Here is a 19,509-nt window from a genome sequence, read left to right on the forward strand (position 1 = left end):
TGCCCACCACACACATTTATTAAAAATATCATGATAAAACCGACTACTGCTTTGCTATTACTTGCACTACTGACCTTAACCGGTTGTGTAACAGGTACGGATATAAAATCTGCCGACAACGCAAAACCCATGCATCAACATGGTCAACCGCCAGCGAAAAAAGCCATTTGTACCAATCCTGCTGCAGCACCATCAAGCCTGTGTTCTGATTCCGCCACAGCGGCCTTTGACAGCAACGGCATACTATGGGTTACCTGGGTAAACAATGACTTTCTTTATGTGCAATCATCGCCTGATAAAGGCTTAACCTTTACTACACCGGTTAAGGTCAACGCGATCGCTGAAACGATTGCGGCCAAAGGGGAAAGTCGCCCAAAAATAAAACTGGATAATAACGGTGTTATTTATTTAACCTGGGATCTTACCCTGGATAAAAAGCGCAGTACCCATATACGCTTTAGTCGTTCAACCGATGGCGGCCAACATTTTTCCAAGCCAGTCACCGTTAATGATAATCTTGAGATAATACGACATCGCTTTAACAGCATGGCAATTGGTAAAAATGGCGAAGTTTTTATTGCATGGTTGGATGCCCGTCATACCGAAGCCGACAAGAAAGCCGGTAAAGAATTTAAAGGTCTGACTCTTTATTACACCTGGTCTGATGATGGCGGTAAACATTTTCAGCCAAGTAAAAGTATTATCGACCATGCCTGTGAATGCTGTCGTATAGATACGGCAATGGCTCCAGATAACACGCCCGTTATTATTTGGCGGCACATTTTTGACGGCAAAATACGTGATCATGCCCTCGTTAAATTTAAAAACTGGAATACCCCAGGGCAAATGACTCGTTTAAGCCATGAAAACTGGGAAATTGATGCCTGTCCTCATCATGGTCCGGCACTATCCATAACTGATGCCGGTGCCTATCATGCCGTATGGTTTAGCAATGCCGAATCCAAACAAGGTTTGTTTTATGCTTACTCAAAAGATGCCGGACAAAGTTTTTCCGAACCGGTAAACTTTGGTAATGATGGTGCCAGTCATCCACATGTTTTGGGATTAGGACTTCAAGTGGCAGTGGTTTGGCAAGAATTTGACGGCACCAACAACACGATTCAAATCATAAAATCAACGGACGAAGGCAAAACCTGGACCAACCCCGAAATGATAGCCCAATCAACTGAAATGATTGACGAACCATTTCTGGTCAGCGATGGACAAGCTATTTATCTGTCATGGCATTCATTGCAACATGGTTATCAATTAAAACACCTATAAATTTTTAGGCATTACATTTCCAATTAGCGTAGCGGTAAGCTGATACAGGTACCATCCCTTGAGCGGATGGTACCTGTCGATATAGAATTATTTATCTGAAAATGTATATCGTCTTTCAGGCATTAAACTTCCATTACATGGGATTTTGAGTCCGTACGGATACCATCCCTTTGAGGGATGGTATCCGTTAGTATCGAAATTATTTATCTGAAAATGTATAGCTAAAATTTGCATCCATTAATAATTTCTCATTATTTGCCAGATAGTCGCAAACCCGGTTTTAAAATCTGCGTAGCTTTGACAAATACATCCTGTCATTAATGAACAATGACTCGTTACCTAAACTTAAGTAGTCATCATGTCATCCATTACACCTGTACTCGAAGCCAGAAATCTTGTCGTTAACTATAAAAACCACCGTGCCATTGATGGCCTTAATTTATCCGTGCCGGCAGGTACTGTTTATGCTCTTTTAGGCGGTAATGGCGCAGGAAAAACCTCGACTATCAGCACTTTTTTGGGCTTTAATAAACCGACCAGCGGCAATGTCTATATAGACGGTGAGTCACCAGACGAAAATCCGGCAGGCGTTCGTGCCAAACTGGCTTACTTACCTGAAAATGTCGCTCTCTATGATTATATGAGCGGACTGGAAAATCTGACTTTTTTCTGCGCCCTGGCGGGTATTCAGGTAACCCGTCAACAAGCGTATGAACAACTGTTAAATACCGGCCTGCAAGCTGATGCTCATGACCGGCGCGTATCAACCTACTCAAAAGGCATGCGCCAAAAAGTGGGCCTGGCTATTGCCTCGGCAAAACATGCAAAAGTTATGCTGCTGGATGAACCTACCTCAGGCCTTGACCCCAGCGCAGCAAATGATTTTGCCAAACAGATACGTGCAGCCGCCGATTCAGGACTGGCGATATTAATGGCCACCCATGATCTGTTCAATGCCAAGCAAGTTGCCGATCGCATCGGTATTATGAAAGCCGGACGTCTGGTCGAAGAATTTGATGCTCATACAGTGGCACATGATGAACTGGAACAAAAATATCTGGCACATGCACGGGGCTTGCAATGATCCTGTCGATTGTACGCAAAGAGATGCTCTCGGTACTTAGAGATGGCAGACTTTTGCTATTGGCATGTTCCGTGTTTGCGGTATTAACCGGCTTTTTTCTGGCGTCTGCCAATGAACAACAACAGATACAACAAGAAAAACAGAGGGTAGGCCAGACCGCCAAGGAACAATGGGATAGTCAGGGTGTCAAGAACCCTCATGCCGCTGCGCATTTTGGTATTTATGTATTCAAACCCGACTCCGCGCTGGCATCGATTGATCCCGGCTTAAGGCAATATACCGGTCAGGCACTCTGGCTGGAGCCGCACAAACGCAATCGGGTGCGCTTTAGTCCTGCCGCCGATCAAGGTCTGGCAAGTCGTTTTGGCCAGTTAACGGCAGGCTTTGTATTATATGCATTACTGCCATTATTGATCATTGGCCTGGCTTTTAATGCCGTGACCCAAGAGCGTGAGCAAGGTACATTGCGCATGCTGCATAGTTTGGGCGTATCGGGCACCAAGCTGTTATTGGGCAAGTTTACCGGCTTGTTATTTGTGTTTGTGGTGGTATTGATGCCTGCCATGCTGGTCGCCATCATCATTTTGTATCAAAATTTTGCTCTCACTGGTGACGATCTGCTCAGATTGCTTGCCTTAAATAGTACTTTTTTGGTTTATTACGCGATATTTGCCGCTTTGGCCATGGCGGCTTCAGCGTGGCTTAAAAGCAGCCGACAGGCACTGTTTATCTTGCTGGCATTTTGGTTGGCCAGTGTTTTGGTTGCACCACGACTGGGTGCGACAACGGCAGAGATAATACTACCCATACCCACAGCGACGACATTCTGGAATGCCATCAAACAAGACATTCAGCAAGGTTTGGCAAGCGATGGCGATCATGATGCACGAGCTGCGCTATTTAAGGCCCAAACACTAAAAGATTACGGCGTAACCAGTGTTGAAGAATTGCCGGTAGGCTTTACTGCGCTCAATCGCAACTTTAATGATCGCTATTCCAGCCGTGTTCACGCGCTGCATTTTGATAACCTCAGTGAGCTATGCCAACGGCAAAGTCGCCTTATTCATATCGCATCACTACTGGGCCCGACCATAGCAATGCGCTCAATATCCATGACCCTTTCCGGTATGGATTTGGCACACCAACGTCATTTTGAAGATGCTGCCGAAAATTATCGACATTACTTTATTGATTTAACCGATGCCTGGGATGGCGAACGTAGCCACGGATCAGGGCACAATGCTCAAGGCCATGATACTGACTGGCACAGCGTAAAAGCATTTAATTATGTATCGCCTTTACTTGGCTTTGCCCTACATACTGCCTGGCTGGATCTATTGGTATTGCTAGGCTGGCTGATGGCTGCGCTAATACTGTTGTTACTGTCAGCAAAAAGGCTTAAACCATGATTTTATTATTACATGCCGAGTGGATACGCTTTATACGTAACCCCATCAATTTATGGGTTATTGGCGTATTTTTTATGTTATTGGCCAGTAGCGCAATCTGGTCAGGGCTTGCCGCCAGCCAATTTCGGGAGCAGGCTCTGCAGCATCTGGTTAAATCTGCCAGCCGGCAAGTACAGGCAGGAATGCACGATGCTCCCGGTAACAATCAACATCAGCATAAAGAATCATCGGCATTATCTGTCAGCAATACCGCCGAACCGTTGCGTCTTGCTACCTTGGGGGGACTGGCCCTGAGTGTACGACAAGCAGACTTGTCTGGTACCGAGATAAATACATCAACCCGCAGTCGGCATACCGATGGACGCAATAGTGATCAATTATTTAACCCGTTATTACGTGAACTGGGATTACTCGATTTTGCTACAATACTGGCATTATTATTGCCATTAACCGTCATTGGGCTGACCTATGGCTTGGTGCAGGAAGATAGGGAGAAAGGCATATGGAGCATGGTTTGTGCGCAAATGACACGACCCTGGCTATTGGTATTTGCGGCACTCTTCGTGCGCCTGATGCTGGTATTACTACCGTCAATTGCAGCGTCACTGCTGGCATTTTCTCTGGATTCAGGCGCCACTATGCAGGCAACACTTCACTGGATCGCCTTTATCACTGTCTTCACTGGCGTGTGGATTTTGGTTTCCGGACTTTTTCTGTTGTTGCCGGTTTCATCCGGAGCAGCAGCGGTGGGTATGTTGGGAGTATGGTTGATTGCGACTTTTGCCGTGCCGGCGGGTTTAAGCTGGGCGGCCAACAACCATGACCCGATGCCGTCCCGTTTAACAACCATTGTTGATATTCGACAACTTCAGGAACAATCGTCAAAACAACGAATGGAGTTATTATCAATCTGGTATCAGACACATCCTGATCATCCACCGTCTGTGCCCTTGCAGGAACTACCCCGTGAAATTGCTGCGATGCCTGCCAGTCTGGAGCTTGATAGCAAAATAAGACCATTAATGTTCCGCTTTGATAGCGTTCGTAAAGCGCATTTTGAATTTATGGAGCGTTGGTCGGCGTTATCACCCGGACTGGCAACGGTATTAATGGCAGATCGTTTGGCGGGTATTGATGCCGCGCGTTATGCTGAACATATCCAGGCCGTTAATCAATTTGAAGATCAGTGGCGGACATTTTTTGTCCCTCGCATCATGAATAACGAAAACTTGTCAGCAGCTGATTATAAAAAATTACCTGTTTTCCAATCCATTGCGGTATCAACGGATGAGAAAGAATGGTCCGTCATCTTAAAACAGTTACTCAGTGGAGCGGTATTATTATTGCTGTTGCTGGTTTTACGTAAAAAATTTGGCAGCCCTTAAAATAGTCGGGCAACGTTGGTTACACCTGTTTTTTCCAAGAAGCAGCTATAAAAAACTTGTTTCATGCATGTTCCTGACAGGCTATTTAATTAGCAATTGGTTATAATTACCTGCATTGATACACAACCACACACTTATAAACAGTTATTGCTTATGTCTTCATTAAATACTTTTGATTTCAACCACTCAACATTTAACCCCGTAGCACAACAGCAAAAATCGCGTCTGGTTGCAGGGGTTCTATTGCCGGTGGTGGTTGGGTTACATCTCGCCTTGGCGTGGTATTTATTAAGCGCACCTGCACCAGAGCCCAAAAAACCACTGGTGGTTATGGAAGTTGTGATGTTAAAGCCTGAACCGGTTTTAAAACAAGCACCCAAAGAACCGGCACCAGCGCCGCCAGCCATCAAGAAAGAACCGATAAAACCCAAAGCGGTCGTAACACCACCCAAACCGGTTAAAAAGCCCGTCGTGATAAAAAAACCTGCGCCGGTACCCAAGCCGCAACCAACAGAAATAAAAGAAGTGGTCACTTTGCCTAAATTTGAGCCAGTGCCAATGCCGGCGGCGGCACCAGCAACTTCGGCATCATCAACATCAAGCGCGAAAACAAAAACGTCAACCACAGGACGTGGGAGCGGTGACAGCGGCCCGGTTGTTTCCGGTGTTGTGGCATTGGTGCGCGTACCGCCAAAATATCCTCCGCGTGCAGCCAGTCGACATATTGAAGGCTGGGTAACTGTCGAATTTACTGTGCAAACAGATGGCTCAGTGGATGATGCCGTTGTTGTCGGAGCAGAGCCCGAAGATACTTTTGATGAGGCAGCACTCACCGCTATTAGCAAATGGAAATTTAAAGAAAAAATTGTCAACGGTGTTGCAGTAACGCAACGTGCGGTGCAAAAACTACAATTCAAACTTGAACACTAACTCTCACTTTTAGAACATTTTATAAAGGATAATAACTGCATGTTTAGCCATATTTCCCCACAACTGATTATTGATGGAACGCTTTATACCTTACTGATTTTTTCAGTGATAACATGGACACTCATTTTTTTTAAACTTTGGCAATTTATTAATAACAGCCGCAGTAATGAACGTTTTGAAAAAGCGTTTTGGAATTTGCCTGAGTTACAGCAAGTTAAAAAATTGTCACCTGACCTGGCCAAAGGCTCACAAGCCCGATTGGCTTATGAAGGTGTAACCTGGCTGGATGAACATCAACGTTTGGCAGGAACAAAACTTCAGCACTGTGGCGATTCGGCAGAATTGCTGGAGCAAGCCCTGCGCGTTCAGTTACAACAGGAGCAACATTCCATGGAAGGTGGTTTAACATTATTGGCCAGTATCGGCAGCACAGCGCCCTTTGTCGGTTTGTTTGGTACCGTATTGGGCATTATGCATGCCATGCATGAAATTACCGCCAGCGGTTCTACCAGCCTGGATGTTGTTGCCGGCCCGATTGGTGACGCTTTGGTTGCTACGGCTATTGGTATTGCGGTCGCTGTACCGGCGGTTTTGGCTTATAACTTTTTACTGCGTCGCGTAAAAATACAACGCACACGCCTTGAAAACTTTGTAGCCAGTTTTCTCAGCGTGGCATTAAACACTAAAAACGAGCAGGCATAACTGATGGCATTTAAACCTCAATCTGACGATGAAAGTGCGTTAAGCGAAATTAATGTCACGCCATTAGTGGATGTGATGTTGGTGCTGGTAATTATTTTATTGGTTACTGCGCCACTACTGACACAATCAGTACATGTGACGTTACCAAAAACCGTTGAAACGACGGCCAATATCGATGATCAGCCCTTGCAACTCGGTATTGATGCACAAGGGATGATGACCATCAATAAAAATCCCGTCACTGATTTAGCTGCGCTTGAAATTGCCTTAAAAGCCGAACTGGAAAAAAATCCCGAGATTGGCGTACATTTATACGCAGATCAAAGCGTGGTTTATGCAAAACTTGCAGAAGTCATGGCGGCGGTTCAACATGCGGGGATAACAAAATTATCGTTCGTAACCGAAGAACAATAAGGCGAAATGCAAAAATAAAGCACCACTTTTTAGGATGTGCTGAACGACAGTGAAACGCATCATTCGTGATTACACAGATAACATCCCTTCAACGGATGCTATCTGTGTAAGTTGAAGAGACGCGCTAACCCGCGTCATCACTTATTATGGTGGGGTTAGTTGCCGCGGCTTTCCCCCGACTTTCATTGACTTTGGATAACAGCGCCAAGCCGATGATAAAAAATGCCAACGTCGATAGTAACGATAGCCGATGATTGCCATCGCTCCAATAATTTATCAATCCATAGCTCAATGGCCCTACTATAGACGATAAGCGATTGACCAAACCCCATAAACCTAAAAATTCACCCGCCCGTTCAACCGGCGAAAACTTGCTGACCAAAGCACGTCCGACAGACTGGCTGGCCCCCATGGCCAGACCAATAATATTTCCGGCTATCCACATGTGCCAAGGTTCACTGGCCAACAACGCCACGATCACCGCAACAATCCAAATGAGCAAAGTCATTGCCAGCGTAGGCACCGATCCTATCCGGTCTTGTAAATGCCCGCAAATAAAAGCGCCAATTGCAGCCGTCACATTAACAACCATAATCAATACAATCAATGATGGGGTATCGAAACCCATAACTTCCTGTGCATAAATAGCCGCCAGAACCACAACCGTGCTAACACCCGATTGGTAAACACTCAGGGTTATCAAAAACCAAAGTAGATCACGAAAGCGAGCCGCTTCTTTAAAGGTATGCAGCAATCGCGTATAACTTACTTGCAAATTGGACAGACTCTTGTCCCAAAAAACCGGTATCGCTCGTTCACGCAACCAGATAAAAGTTGGGGCAGCTGTTAAGGCAAAGATTGCGGCCGTGATTAGTAAGGTAACAGGCACAAAATGCGTTTCCGGCAATCCCTGTTGTTTGGCCCAAGTAATATAAGCCAGACAAATGCCTAAAGTCAGCAAGCCGCCCAAATAACCCAGACTCCAGCCATAACCGGACATTCTGCCCATATTTTCTTCAGGGACTATTTCCGGTAAAAAGGCCGCAATTAAATTTTCGCCACTGGCAAACATAATCGCGGAAAGAGTCACCAGCACCATTCCCAGCCATATATCGCCGGGACCTACCAGTGCCAGTAAAGCCGTTGATACGATACAACCCACCGAGGAAATCAGCAGGAATATTTTTTTACAGGCCCGATGATCGGCAATTGCACCAACTAACGGCCCGCTAATCATCACTATAAGATTGGCGATGCCAATAGCCAGAGACCAGAGCAGGGTCGATAAGCCCGGTGTAACTCCTTGTGCCATACCCGCAACGACACCCACAAAATAAGTGCTAAATATAGTCGTTTGCACTACGGTGGTGTAACCAGAATTGGCAAAATCATAAAAAGCCCATGCCAATAATTCTCTTCGTCCTGCCCTGTCCGTTAATTGATTTTTTTTATCTGTAAACGGTTTATTCTGAGTACTATTCATATTAGGAAAACCTGTAACAAGTGTTAATGGGCATTATCCTTTAATATGATAAAAAGATATTATTTAATATGACTCATACGCCAACCACTGATAAAATTTCTGACCAATAAAACCAGTGTTGCTTCTATATCATTAATACGGATTTTATCATCCTGTCCGGTTAGTGAAAGTAAACAAATACCATGAATAGCAAACCATAAAGCTTGGGCTGCACACTTGCTGTTATCCCCGAAAAGTTCTGGTACAAGTTCTGCAAACTGCTCTTCAAAAGTACTAAAAATATTGGTTACTTTCTCCTGATACCAATCCGGAGTTACTGTCTTTGCAGTCAGCGCATAATCAACCACAGTGCGCCAGCGATTAAAGTTATCACTGGCATAACTTAAATAAGTCATGGCCAGAGCTTCAATTGACTGCTCTGTACTGCATACCTGCACTTGCCCTAACTGTGCCGAAAGCGCATCCAGTGTTCTCGCATTAATATGGACAATCAAATCAGCCATATTGATAAATACCATATAAATACTGCCTACGGTATAACCAATCTCCGCAGCAATCCTGCGTACTTTTAACGCTGAAAAGCCTTCCTCAATAACAATGATTTCTGCCGCTGATAAAATCAATGCCTTTAATTCTTCCTGAGTATGCTCACTTCGTTTTGCCATGGTTAACCGTTTTTATTTTTAAGCGAGGATGGAATATTGTATTAGCAGCTATTATTTTTATCCCTTTCAACTCTGTAAAGTTTTTAACCATAAAATGACAAGCATCTTTAATACCGAAGGTAAGCTGATTTCCTGCGAATAATATACCCAGCTTGCTGTTTAATTACTTGGATTATTATAGTAGACTTTTGTAGGGTAGTTTTTGTAGCGCTTGGCTTTTCATGCCTTGCTGATAAGGCCAAACGGCCTGACATTACCCGATAATCCTACAATAATAAGAGGTATTTATGAGTAAAATTGTTAATGACGTTTTAACCGCAAACAGAGACTATATGAATAACTTTGGCGACAAAGGTGATTTACCTATGCCGCCAGGAAGACATTTTGCTATTTTAACCTGTATGGATGCCCGTCTGGATCCGGCAAAATATGCCGGCCTGTCCGAAGGTGATGCTCACGTTATTCGTAATGCTGGCGGGCGTGCCAGTGATGATGCCATCCGTTCACTGGTTATTTCCTACAAATTATTGGGTACACGGGAATGGTTTGTTATTCATCATACCGACTGTGGTATGGAAACGTTTACCGATGAGATCATGCGTGACTTGTTGGGCAACAGCTTAACAACAGCATCATTAAACGAGAAAGGTTTGTGGTATGACACGGGTGCAGGACCGGGCTCACACGAAGCCAAGCATATAAGTTGGCTAACTATTAAAGATCAGGAACAAAGTGTACTGGAGGATGTAGTTCGCATTAAAAGCCATCCCCTGGTTCCGGCCAACATTCCGGTTTATGGCTATATCTACGACTGTGCATCAGGCCGGTTAATTGAAGTGCCTGCTGCAACAGAAGCCGGTAAAGCAAGCTAAAAAATACTACTTTTTTAGCAAGTAGCCTTGATATATCTAAGTGTAATCGAGAATAAGCAAAGCCTTCAAATCCTCGATTACGTTACACTGTATCGAGGTTACCTGCCAACACATTAAAGCCCATCGAAAGCCATGTAAGAAATGGATGTTACGAACTTGGATGCTTACTCCTACACCGCTATCTTGTGACCCGTCAAGCCATAAAAAGCAATATAACAATAACCAAGGACGGGGATAAAAAAAGCCGCTTGAATACCGATACGATCAGCAAAAACGCCCTGTAGAACAGGTAGAATAGCGCCTCCCACTATAGCTGCACATAAAATACCTGAACCCTGCCCAGTGTGTTTTCCCAAGCCGTTAATAGCCAGTGAAAAAATGGTGGGAAATAATATCGAATTAAACAAGCCTACGGAAAGAATTGCCCACATGGAAATAGACCCACTGCCCATAATAGCAATTAAAACCAGGACTGCTGCTGTTAGCGCATTAAATGCGAGGGCTTTACCGGGTTTAATTTTTTGCATGACTGCCGCTCCGACAAAGCGCCCAACCATAGCGCCACCCCAGTAAAATGACACATACTTGCCGGCTTCCTGTTCCGTTAATCCGGCAATACCGGCTTCGCCCAGAAAATTAATCAGAAAACTGCCAATACAAACTTCACCGCCAACATAAACAAAAATACCAATGGCACCTAATACCAGATGCTTATATCCCCAGGCACTGTCATGGGCATCATCAAAAGAGTGCTCCTCAACATTTACAGGCGTTTGTTCAGTCGATTTAATTTCAGGTAATTTGATCATGACAAAAATGATTGCCACACAAAATAAAACCGCTGCCAAAAACAGATAAGGATTTTGTACGGCTGCCGCTTGTGTGGCTTGATAAACCGATAACTCCTCAGCATTAAGCAGGTTGATTTCTTCTGCGCTTTTAACTGCCGTAGAAAGAATCAATAACGTACCAAAATAAGGAGCGATAGTCGTCCCCAAAGAATTAAATGCCTGGGTCAGGGTTAAGCGACTGGAGGCAGTTTCCGGTTTGCCTAAAATAGTTACGTACGGATTTGCGGCAACCTGCAATAACGTGATTCCCGATGCCAAAACAAAAAATGCCCCTAAAAACAACGGATAGGAATGCTGACTTGCAGCAGGATAAAATAATAAACAGCCTATGCCCGCTATGGATAATCCGGCAACAATGCCACCTTTGTAGTTAATTTTTTCAACCAGATAGCCGCTGGGAACAGAAGCCACAAAATAAGCGATAAAAAAGCAAAATTGAACCAACATGGCTTGCGTGTAGCTAAGGGTAAATACCGATTTCAAATGCGGAATTAAAATATCATTTAAACAGGTTATAAATCCCCAAATAAAGAACAGTGACGTTAACAGGGTTAATGAGCCCAGATAAGAACTCTTATCGGCACCACCCGATAAATTATCCGGTAGCGTTTTTGCGTCAGTTGTCTTGGCCATGTAAACCTTGTCTTATTTTGTTACAGAGAAATTAGCTGTTTCATTACCGACCATCACTTTAAAACCACCCGGTTCAACAATACGCTTAAGATCAACGCCAATAAATGACAAATCGTGTGGCGTTAAGGTAAAGCTTAAATTTTCAGCTTGGCCCGGATTAAGTTCTATTTTTTTAAAGGCTTTTAATTGCTTGTTGGGTCTGGTGACGGATGCGGCAACATCGTTTACATAAAGCAAAACTGTTTCCTTACCTTTTAACAATCCTGTATTTTTAACCGTTACAGTAACCGTTATATTTTCGCCGCTAGTGATTTTGTCTTTCTCTGTCTTCAAACCGCTGGTTTCAAAAGTCGTATAACTTAAGCCATGACCAAACGGATATAACGGATTAAAAATATTCTCCTCAAACGATTCCATTGGCTTGTAATCATACGGCGTAAAACCGTTGGTATCTCTGGGATAAGTAATCGGTAGTTTGCCATCGGGATTATAGTCACCGTACAAAATATCGGCAATGGCTATACCACCCTCCATACCCGGCAAAAAGCCTAAAATAACTCCCGGAACCTGTTCAGCAATCGCCGTAATAATGCGTGGACGACCACCCAAGGTAACCAGAATGACCGGTTTTCCGGTTGCTATCATGGCGTTGGCAAGATTGATTTGAGCCTGGTCAAGATTTAACGAGTCAATATTACCCGCCGTTTCTGTATAAGGTTTCTCGCCCAAACACAGCACTATCGTGTCATGGTTTTTGGCTTCCTTAACGGCTTTTTTGATATCAATTCCGTCATCAAATGACGTTCCGCCAACATAAGTGACTTTACCGGTAGACTTTTTTTGTATGGCTTCAAAAATCGTTAACTTGTCCTGAGGATATAAACTTTCATCGTCACCTTGCCAAGTAATCGTCCAGCCGCCATTCATCACACTCAATAAATTTGCAGTAGGCCCGGTCACCAAAATACTGGACTCTTTTTTTAATGGCAGACTATTGTTGGCATTTTTGGCCAGTATTATAGATTCTCTGGCTGCCTGACGATTAATCGCCATATCTTCAGCAAGTTGAACGGTTTTCTCTGCCGGTAAAACCGGCGCATTGGGCTCAAATAGTCCTGCCTGGTATTTTACGGCAAGTATCCTGGATACCGCTTCATCTATCCTTGAGAGTGGCACCTCGCCTTCGTTAACCAGTTCAATCAACAGGTCATAAAATGAGAAATCAAACGGTACCATACTCATGTCAATACCGGCCATCACTGCAATTTTCACCGCTTCTTTTTCCGTAGCCGCTAATTTATCTCGCGTATAAAGACGCTTAATATCGCCCCAGTCAGAAACAGTAAAACCTTTAAAACCCAGTTCATCGCGTAAAATCGTGGTTAAGTAATGATAATTAGCATGTCCCGGAATACCGTCAACTTCAGCGGAATTAACCATAATGGTTGGCGATCCGGCTTTAATACCCGCCTCAAAGGTAGGCAGAAAATATTCACGAAGCATTCTGTCACCAATCCAGGCAGGCGTTCTGTCTCTGCCGTTAATCGGAAAGCCGTAACCCACATAATGCTTTAAACAAGTCAGTCCCTTATTGGGAGCGGAAAAATCATCACCTTGATGACCTTTTATAAACGATGTGCCCAAAACAGTGGCCAGATGAACATCTTCCCCATAAGTTTCCCATAAGCGTGGCCAAAGCGGCTGACGGCCAATATCCATTACCGGTGCAAAATTCCATTGCAGACCGGAAACGCGTAATTCTCTGGCAGTAATTTCGCCTTCCTTAACGCTCAATTCAGGGTTAAAAGTAGCTGCCATACTGATGGCTTGCGGAAATAACACCGCGTTTTTCGTATAAGTAGCACCATGTATACCATCAATTCCGTATATTACCGGAATTTTTAAGCGGGTTTTCTCGGCAACCCCTTGCACTGTCTGCATCAGTTGCCGCCATGTCTCAACGGATTGTGCCTTGTTATTCGGAGTAACGGGGGTATTAAGAATTGAGCCGACATGATGTATTAATATCGCATCTTCCAACTTGGCATGATCAATAAAATTGCCATCATTTTGGCCTTCCGGGACAGCAACAACAGAAAAGTCAACCTGTGTCATCTGGCCCACTTTTTCTTCAAGCGTCATAGTCGCCAGCAGCTTTTTGACTTTATTTTCCATGTCTCCGTTTGCTTCTTGATCACTCACTGAACACCCCGCCATGACAAATAGAGTAAAAATTAAAATGCTATTTTTTATCTGCAACTTTTTTCCTGCTAATTTTTATGATCCAAAACCCACTATTTACGGCATTTCAGATAGAAGAGCGCTTATGCTGTTTTCACTATCAGTATAAGCTTACAAAGTATAATGCCGTCATTTTACATCAACAAATATTCGCTAATTTCTGATTCACTCTGTATATGATATGAGTGAGTGCCGAGACACCGGTTCAATCGATACTCCCGTGATTGTCAAAAACGTTAACAATGCTTAAGCCAAAAATCATTAACGGTTATGGCCCACTGCGCACGTAAGCGGTGGCCAGATAAATTTCACTAATGAAGAAAATTAACGCCAGAATCAAGCTTAACATGGCGATAACAAACAACGAAGCGATAGGAATTGCCATATTGATGATAATAAACGAATCGAGAAAAAGAACAGCAATTACCGAACAAACCAACAATACACAAGTAGTACATAAACCAATAGCCCAGTTGATTAAACGGGTGCGCCGGGTTAGCACGGCCAATTCATCACGGATTTTCTGGCCTTGTTTTTCCTCATTGAAAGACAAAAGTTTACCGTGCAGAAAGCGTGACCGGTCAATGATGCGAGCCAGGCGGTTCGTTAATACTGATAAAATACTGGCAACACCAGTCAGTAAAAAAACCGGAGCAACAGCAAGTTGTATGGCATGAGCAATGTTTGTCGTGGGCAGGTCGGTGAACATAAATGATCGGAGTAAGGAATTAATGGTGACTTTTTCTAATTTTCTGACTGTAAGTCCATTCGGCGCAATATGCAATGTTTGTGCATAAATATAACCCGAAAAGTATTAAATAAGGGATATTTTCAATCAGAGTCAAATTAAAGAATTTTAGATTCTGTTGACGTTTTGTCTAAAAGTTTAATCTATCAGATTTCATTTTGTAACTCTGTAACAGTTTAATTATTCCGACTTATTTGTTAGTCTGGCTTCGCCACGCTGGACATTTATTACAGAATGAGTTCTATTAAGCGTGTTTAGCCTTTGGGTGTCGGACTGTTATCGTCGTTGACCACATTTTCAAACGCTGGATGCTTTCAAACTATTCTTCAATAAAATCAAAACTGTCCGAAATATTGAACAACTAAACAGGCATGACTTAATACTGCCAATATTTATAGAAATGCCGTGATCCAATTATTGTTATCGTTATCAAAAAATAAAGAGTTGATGCTTGTTGGTTTTGGGCAATTTTTTTCTGTATTGAGTAGTTTTATATTTCTCAAGTTGGTCAGTCATTATGCATCAGTCGCTGAATATGGACTTTATGCACTTGCACTTACTATAGCCGGATTTATCGGCTTGTTTCCTTTTACTGTATTTGATCAAGCTGTCAGTCGCTATATTCCTGTTTACCAATCAGAAAACCAGTATGCAAAGAATTATACCAATATCTTGTTGATTTATATCGGCTTAATTGTTATTTATTTATTATTTATTATTTCCATAAAAGATTTTATTCAGACTGCTATTCCCCGCGATATATTAACTATTTTTTGGGCTTTAATTTTATATACGATATTTAACACGATACGTATTACCTTACTAAATATTGAGAACTCTACCAGAAATCGTCATGTTTTTGCTGGTTCAAGGATTTTTGAAGGTATTGCCCGCATTATTTTATTATTGCTAATAATTCATTATTACGCGCACCCTAAGGCAGCAGATTTACTTTATTTAACAGCGATTGTTTTTATTCTAAACATCATTTATTTGCTTTACAGAAATAGATTGGAGTTGACTTTGACCGGTATAAGCTTGTCAACAACCAAAAAAAATCTTGCGTGCTATATTAAATTCTCTACACCACTGCTCATTTGGTCCGGATTTGGCTGGTGCCAGTCTTTTTTACCTGTTTGGTTTCTTAAGTTTTATAGCGCAGATACTTCGACGTATTTGGTTGGTCACTTTGCCATGCTTAATACCATAGGAGCATTGATTCCTGCTCAAGTAGTTGGTGTTATTAGCATGTATATTGCGCCCATTATTTACCAAAAAGAACCGGAACAACCTGGCTATGCCAAAGTAATAATTAATCAGGTAATAAGGTATCTGGGATTGGCTTTTTTATTGGCTTTAGTGATGTTATTTTTATTTCATGATCGTATTATGTTACTGCTTACCAGTGCACAGTATGTTTCCAGTAGCTGGCTTTTGCCTTATGCTTTTCTGGGGGCGGTATTTTTGGGAATTGGTCAGCTTTGGACGCTGGAACTATTTGCTTATCATCAAACAAAAAAATTACTGGTAGCTAATATTGCACCGTCCTTAATAACATTATTATTAAGTTACCTGCTGATACCCCAATGGAATATTATTGGTGCCGTTATTAGTTTATCATTTGCGGGTTTTGTTTATATGGGGCTGGTTTTTATTGCAAAAACCCGTTTTGCCATGCGGCGTAATAATAATTTTTTATAAACAACAAAAATGGTTATCGTTAAGTTAATGGGTGGTTTGGGCAACCAAATGTTTCAATATGCAATGGCACGTGCGCTCTCACTACGAACAAATACAGAGCTAAAACTTGATTTAAGTTGGTTTGCCAATGAAACGTATGGTGAAATTAACAGACCTTATGAATTGTCTCATTTTGCCGCTATTGAAAACATCGCAACGCCGAAAGAGCTAAAGCAATTAAAAGGTTATGAACACAGGATTATCAAAGGACTTCGATCTATTTCAAGTCGCTTAATACCCACGTCATGGCAATCACATATTCAAGAAAAATATTTTCATTTTGATCCAACGATTTTATCTATCAAACATGATGCTTATTTAAGCGGCTATTGGCATAGTGCGAAATATTTTTCTGACTTTACCAATACATTGCGTCATGACTTTACGTTTAACCAGCCATTGACTGGCGAAAATAAACGTATTGCCGAAGAAATGCTTGAACATAATTCCGTGAGTCTTCATATTCGTCGAGGTGATTATGTCAATAATACCAAAAACATTAATTTCTATGAGTCATGTAGTCTTGATTATTACTACAAAGGCTTGGCAAAAATCAGTTCAAAACAGGACAATTTACGGGTTTATGTATTTTCTGATGATATAGAGTGGGCGAAGCGAAATCTTGATATCACTTATCCAACCCTCTTTATTAACCATAATCAGGGTAAAGATGCCTTTGAAGATATGCGACTCATGAGCTTGTGCAAGCATAACATTATTGCGAACAGCTCTTTCAGTTGGTGGGGAGCCTGGTTAAACCAGTATCCGGAAAAAATGGTTATCGCACCCAAGCGTTGGTTTAATCAACCGTTATATGACACCCGTGATTTATTGCCGGATAGTTGGATTAAACTGTGAGTTCACCTAAAATCACCGTGCTTTTACCCGTATATAACGGTGAAGAATTTGTTGAGCAAGCAATCTTATCTATTCTCGCGCAGACATTTACGGATTTTGAGTTACTTGTTATTAATGATGGCTCTACAGATAAAACGGTAGAGATTCTGGCACAATGTAATGACCCTAGAATCAGGTTGATACACCAAGAGAATATGGGCTTGGCCACAACATTAAATTATGGTATTAGTTTAGCTCAAGGACGCTATATTGCCCGTCAGGATCACGATGATCTGTCACTCCCTACCCGATTGGAAAAACAATGGGAATATATGGAAAACAATCCGGACTGCGCCTTACTTGGCACTTGTGCAGAGATTTGGGTGAGTGACATTAAACAGGACAGAAGGCATGATCACCCTACGGAATATGGCCCTATTCTTTTTGCGTTACTTTTCGACAATCCATTTGTACATAGCTCAATTATGATGCGTCACCATAATATAAAATGTGTTGGTGGTTATAGTTCTGACCCATTATGCTGTCCCCCAGAAGATTATGAACTATGGTCACGGTTGGCGAGGCGTTTCAAAGTGGCAAATCTTTCAGAACGATTGGTTATCTATAGAGAAGTGGCACAAAGTATATCGCGTAGTCAGCATAGTCGTATCTTGGAAAATGTAATCACCATAGCAGCTGAAAACTTGGCACATATAATCGGCTTGAGTCAGCCAAATGATCTATGTTTTGATGTTGCGGCGATTCATCATTCAGCTTTTCATCGCTTGTCAGGTCAACCAAATATCAAACAAATTTGCGAAACCGTTATTTTGGCAGGTAAAAAAATAGCCCAAGATAATAATGCGCCTTATGTTGTTCATTTGGCAGAAAAGCGTGCCGCTATGCTGCGGTATAAATTTTTAATGTTTCGCAGCCATACTTTATGGGCCAAGCCTTTACTCAGTAATATTCGATCCTGGGTCGACAAGTCTCGTGCGCATTAATTATATGGAACGAATCAGCCCACTGAAGATACTCATTACTACTGAGCAATATCCGCCAATATTATCGGGTGTCGCAACAGTGGTGTCAGAACTTGCCAATGCTTTATCAAGTCAAGGTCATTCAATCACTATCGCAACCAAAAAGATATCCGGTCGTGAACCTGTTGCCATCTCAAATATCGGGATTGCAGAGTTTGATATCCAAGGTAGTTTTGGATCGTTTTATCGTGGTGAGACTAAAGCGTATATTGATTTTGTATTAAGTTCCGATGCTGATGTCATTATTAATGAGTGCACGCAAACATGGAATACTGACTTGCTACTGCCCTATTTGGATCAAATTCATGCAGTCAAAGTATTACATTCTCACGGCTTTTCACTTCTGGCATTTAAAAGCCGAAATCCATGGGCGAATTTTAAAGCAAAGTTTTACTACGGCTTACTCACTAAATATTTAAAAAAATATGACCATGTATTGATCTTAAGTAACAGTGCTTCCGAATTACCTTTTTTTACAAGGCAGCAATTTAAAAATTACGATATTTTGCCCAATGGCGTACCAGAACATCTGATTGCAACATCACCTAAAATGATCGGAGACAAGCCTTATTTGTTGTCGATATCCAATTATTACCCCATGAAGAATCAGGAGTTCGTGTTGAAGGCTTATTACCAGTCTGGTACGTCAGCAAAATTAATTTTTATTGGTGCAGCACAGCTTCATGGTTACTTGGCTCAATTGAAGATACTTAAGCAATCACTTGATAAACAATACGGTTGGAGAGATGTTGAGTTTCTTTATGAAGTATCTCGTAAGGAGACTGAGGATTACTTAAAAGCATCCGCTTTATTTTTACACGGCAGTAAACTGGAAGCTTTTCCAATTGTTATTCTTGAGGCTATGGCAACGGGCACACCTTTTGTATCTACTGATGTCGGCAACGTTAAAAGCTTGAAAGGTGGCAAAATCATTCATAATGAAAGTGAAATGGCACAAGCCATTACTAATCTGTTGAAAGACCAAGATCAGTATGTGCGATATTCTCAATTAGGTATAAATGAAGTGAGTATGCAATACAATTGGAAAGCAGTTGCTCATAAATTTGTATCTATATTAGGCCTGACAAGCTAGCTTTTTTCAAATATAGCTTCTCGGATGAATAATTTCCCTGTCACCACCTCCAACGTCCCAGAGTAAGGCGCTTGCTAAACGATATAAGCGAATAT

General features: G+C 42.3%; 17 protein-coding genes. 12 read left to right on the top strand and 5 right to left on the bottom strand.

Annotation, left to right across the window (positions count from 1 at the left end):
• Positions 1-30: 30 nt before the first annotated feature.
• The 7 genes from N7974_RS06025 to N7974_RS06055 all read left to right on the top strand — a co-directional run bounded on the left by N7974_RS06025 (position 31) and on the right by N7974_RS06055 (position 7,208).
• Positions 31-1,284: a sialidase family protein gene (locus N7974_RS06025; RefSeq protein WP_262964743.1), complete on the top strand. Its 1,254-nt coding sequence runs from the start codon at positions 31-33 to the stop codon at positions 1,282-1,284.
• A gap of 358 nt (positions 1,285-1,642) precedes the next feature.
• Positions 1,643-2,368, top strand: coding sequence for an ABC transporter ATP-binding protein (locus N7974_RS06030; protein ID WP_262964744.1), 726 nt, complete (start codon positions 1,643-1,645; stop codon positions 2,366-2,368).
• Positions 2,365-3,777, top strand: a complete 1,413-nt coding sequence (locus N7974_RS06035) for a DUF3526 domain-containing protein (protein WP_262964745.1) — start codon at positions 2,365-2,367, stop codon at positions 3,775-3,777. The genes N7974_RS06030 and N7974_RS06035 overlap by 4 nt, the downstream gene beginning before the upstream one ends.
• Positions 3,774-5,162 (top strand): DUF3526 domain-containing protein, encoded by a 1,389-nt coding sequence (locus tag N7974_RS06040; RefSeq protein WP_262964746.1) that lies wholly within the window; start codon positions 3,774-3,776, stop codon positions 5,160-5,162. Before N7974_RS06035 ends, N7974_RS06040 begins: the two co-directional genes overlap by 4 nt.
• Positions 5,163-5,315: 153 nt before the next feature.
• Positions 5,316-6,092 carry an energy transducer TonB gene (locus N7974_RS06045; RefSeq protein WP_262964747.1) on the top strand — a complete coding sequence of 259 codons (777 nt, stop codon included), beginning with the start codon at positions 5,316-5,318 and terminating at the stop codon, positions 6,090-6,092.
• A gap of 39 nt (positions 6,093-6,131) precedes the next feature.
• Positions 6,132-6,794, top strand: a complete 663-nt coding sequence (locus tag N7974_RS06050; protein ID WP_262964748.1) for a MotA/TolQ/ExbB proton channel family protein — start codon at positions 6,132-6,134, stop codon at positions 6,792-6,794.
• A 3-nt stretch (positions 6,795-6,797) separates the two neighbouring features.
• Positions 6,798-7,208 (top strand): ExbD/TolR family protein, encoded by a 411-nt coding sequence (locus N7974_RS06055; RefSeq protein WP_262964749.1) that lies wholly within the window; start codon positions 6,798-6,800, stop codon positions 7,206-7,208.
• A gap of 124 nt (positions 7,209-7,332) precedes the next feature.
• Here N7974_RS06055 and N7974_RS06060 read toward each other — a convergent pair whose 3' ends face one another.
• Together N7974_RS06060 and N7974_RS06065 are read right to left on the bottom strand one after the other, a co-directional pair.
• A complete protein-coding gene (locus N7974_RS06060) occupies positions 7,333-8,691 on the bottom strand; it encodes an MFS transporter (protein WP_262964750.1) in 1,359 nt (452 codons plus the stop codon).
• 59 nt (positions 8,692-8,750) lie between these two features.
• Positions 8,751-9,356, bottom strand: a complete 606-nt coding sequence (locus N7974_RS06065) for a TetR/AcrR family transcriptional regulator (protein ID WP_262964751.1) — start codon at positions 9,354-9,356, stop codon at positions 8,751-8,753.
• A gap of 287 nt (positions 9,357-9,643) precedes the next feature.
• Between N7974_RS06065 and N7974_RS06070 the strand changes: the two genes are divergently transcribed.
• Positions 9,644-10,228: a beta-class carbonic anhydrase gene (locus N7974_RS06070; RefSeq protein WP_262964752.1), complete on the top strand. Its 585-nt coding sequence runs from the start codon at positions 9,644-9,646 to the stop codon at positions 10,226-10,228.
• A 170-nt stretch (positions 10,229-10,398) separates the two neighbouring features.
• Here the strand turns inward: N7974_RS06070 and N7974_RS06075 are convergent, their stop codons facing one another.
• The 3 genes from N7974_RS06075 to N7974_RS06085 all read right to left on the bottom strand — a co-directional run bounded on the left by N7974_RS06075 (position 10,399) and on the right by N7974_RS06085 (position 14,662).
• Entirely contained in the window at positions 10,399-11,712 is a 1,314-nt protein-coding gene (locus tag N7974_RS06075) for a sugar MFS transporter (protein WP_262964753.1), read from the bottom strand.
• Positions 11,713-11,724: 12 nt separating this feature from the next.
• Complete coding sequence (locus N7974_RS06080) at positions 11,725-13,887, bottom strand: glycoside hydrolase family 3 N-terminal domain-containing protein (RefSeq protein WP_262964754.1); 2,163 nt, start codon at positions 13,885-13,887, stop codon at positions 11,725-11,727.
• 334 nt (positions 13,888-14,221) lie between these two features.
• On the bottom strand, positions 14,222-14,662 hold the full coding sequence (locus N7974_RS06085) for a DUF2721 domain-containing protein (RefSeq protein ID WP_262964755.1): 441 nt from the start codon (positions 14,660-14,662) through the stop codon (positions 14,222-14,224).
• 444 nt (positions 14,663-15,106) lie between these two features.
• Here N7974_RS06085 and N7974_RS06090 point away from each other — a divergent pair, with 444 nt between their 5' ends.
• From N7974_RS06090 to N7974_RS06105, 4 genes are read left to right on the top strand one after another with little or no spacing between them, the layout of a single operon-like run.
• Positions 15,107-16,402 carry a lipopolysaccharide biosynthesis protein gene (locus N7974_RS06090; protein WP_262964756.1) on the top strand — a complete coding sequence of 432 codons (1,296 nt, stop codon included), beginning with the start codon at positions 15,107-15,109 and terminating at the stop codon, positions 16,400-16,402.
• Positions 16,403-16,411: 9 nt separating this feature from the next.
• Positions 16,412-17,299: an alpha-1,2-fucosyltransferase gene (locus tag N7974_RS06095; protein WP_262964757.1), complete on the top strand. Its 888-nt coding sequence runs from the start codon at positions 16,412-16,414 to the stop codon at positions 17,297-17,299.
• Positions 17,296-18,282, top strand: coding sequence for a glycosyltransferase family 2 protein (locus N7974_RS06100; RefSeq protein WP_262964758.1), 987 nt, complete (start codon positions 17,296-17,298; stop codon positions 18,280-18,282). Before N7974_RS06095 ends, N7974_RS06100 begins: the two co-directional genes overlap by 4 nt.
• A 4-nt stretch (positions 18,283-18,286) precedes the next feature.
• Positions 18,287-19,414, top strand: a complete 1,128-nt coding sequence (locus tag N7974_RS06105) for a glycosyltransferase family 4 protein (RefSeq protein WP_262964759.1) — start codon at positions 18,287-18,289, stop codon at positions 19,412-19,414.
• Positions 19,415-19,509: the final 95 nt, after the last annotated feature.

This window comes from Methylobacter psychrophilus (assembly GCF_025583945.1).
In the GTDB taxonomy this organism is placed as follows: Bacteria; Pseudomonadota; Gammaproteobacteria; order Methylococcales; family Methylomonadaceae; genus Methylobacter_C; species Methylobacter_C psychrophilus.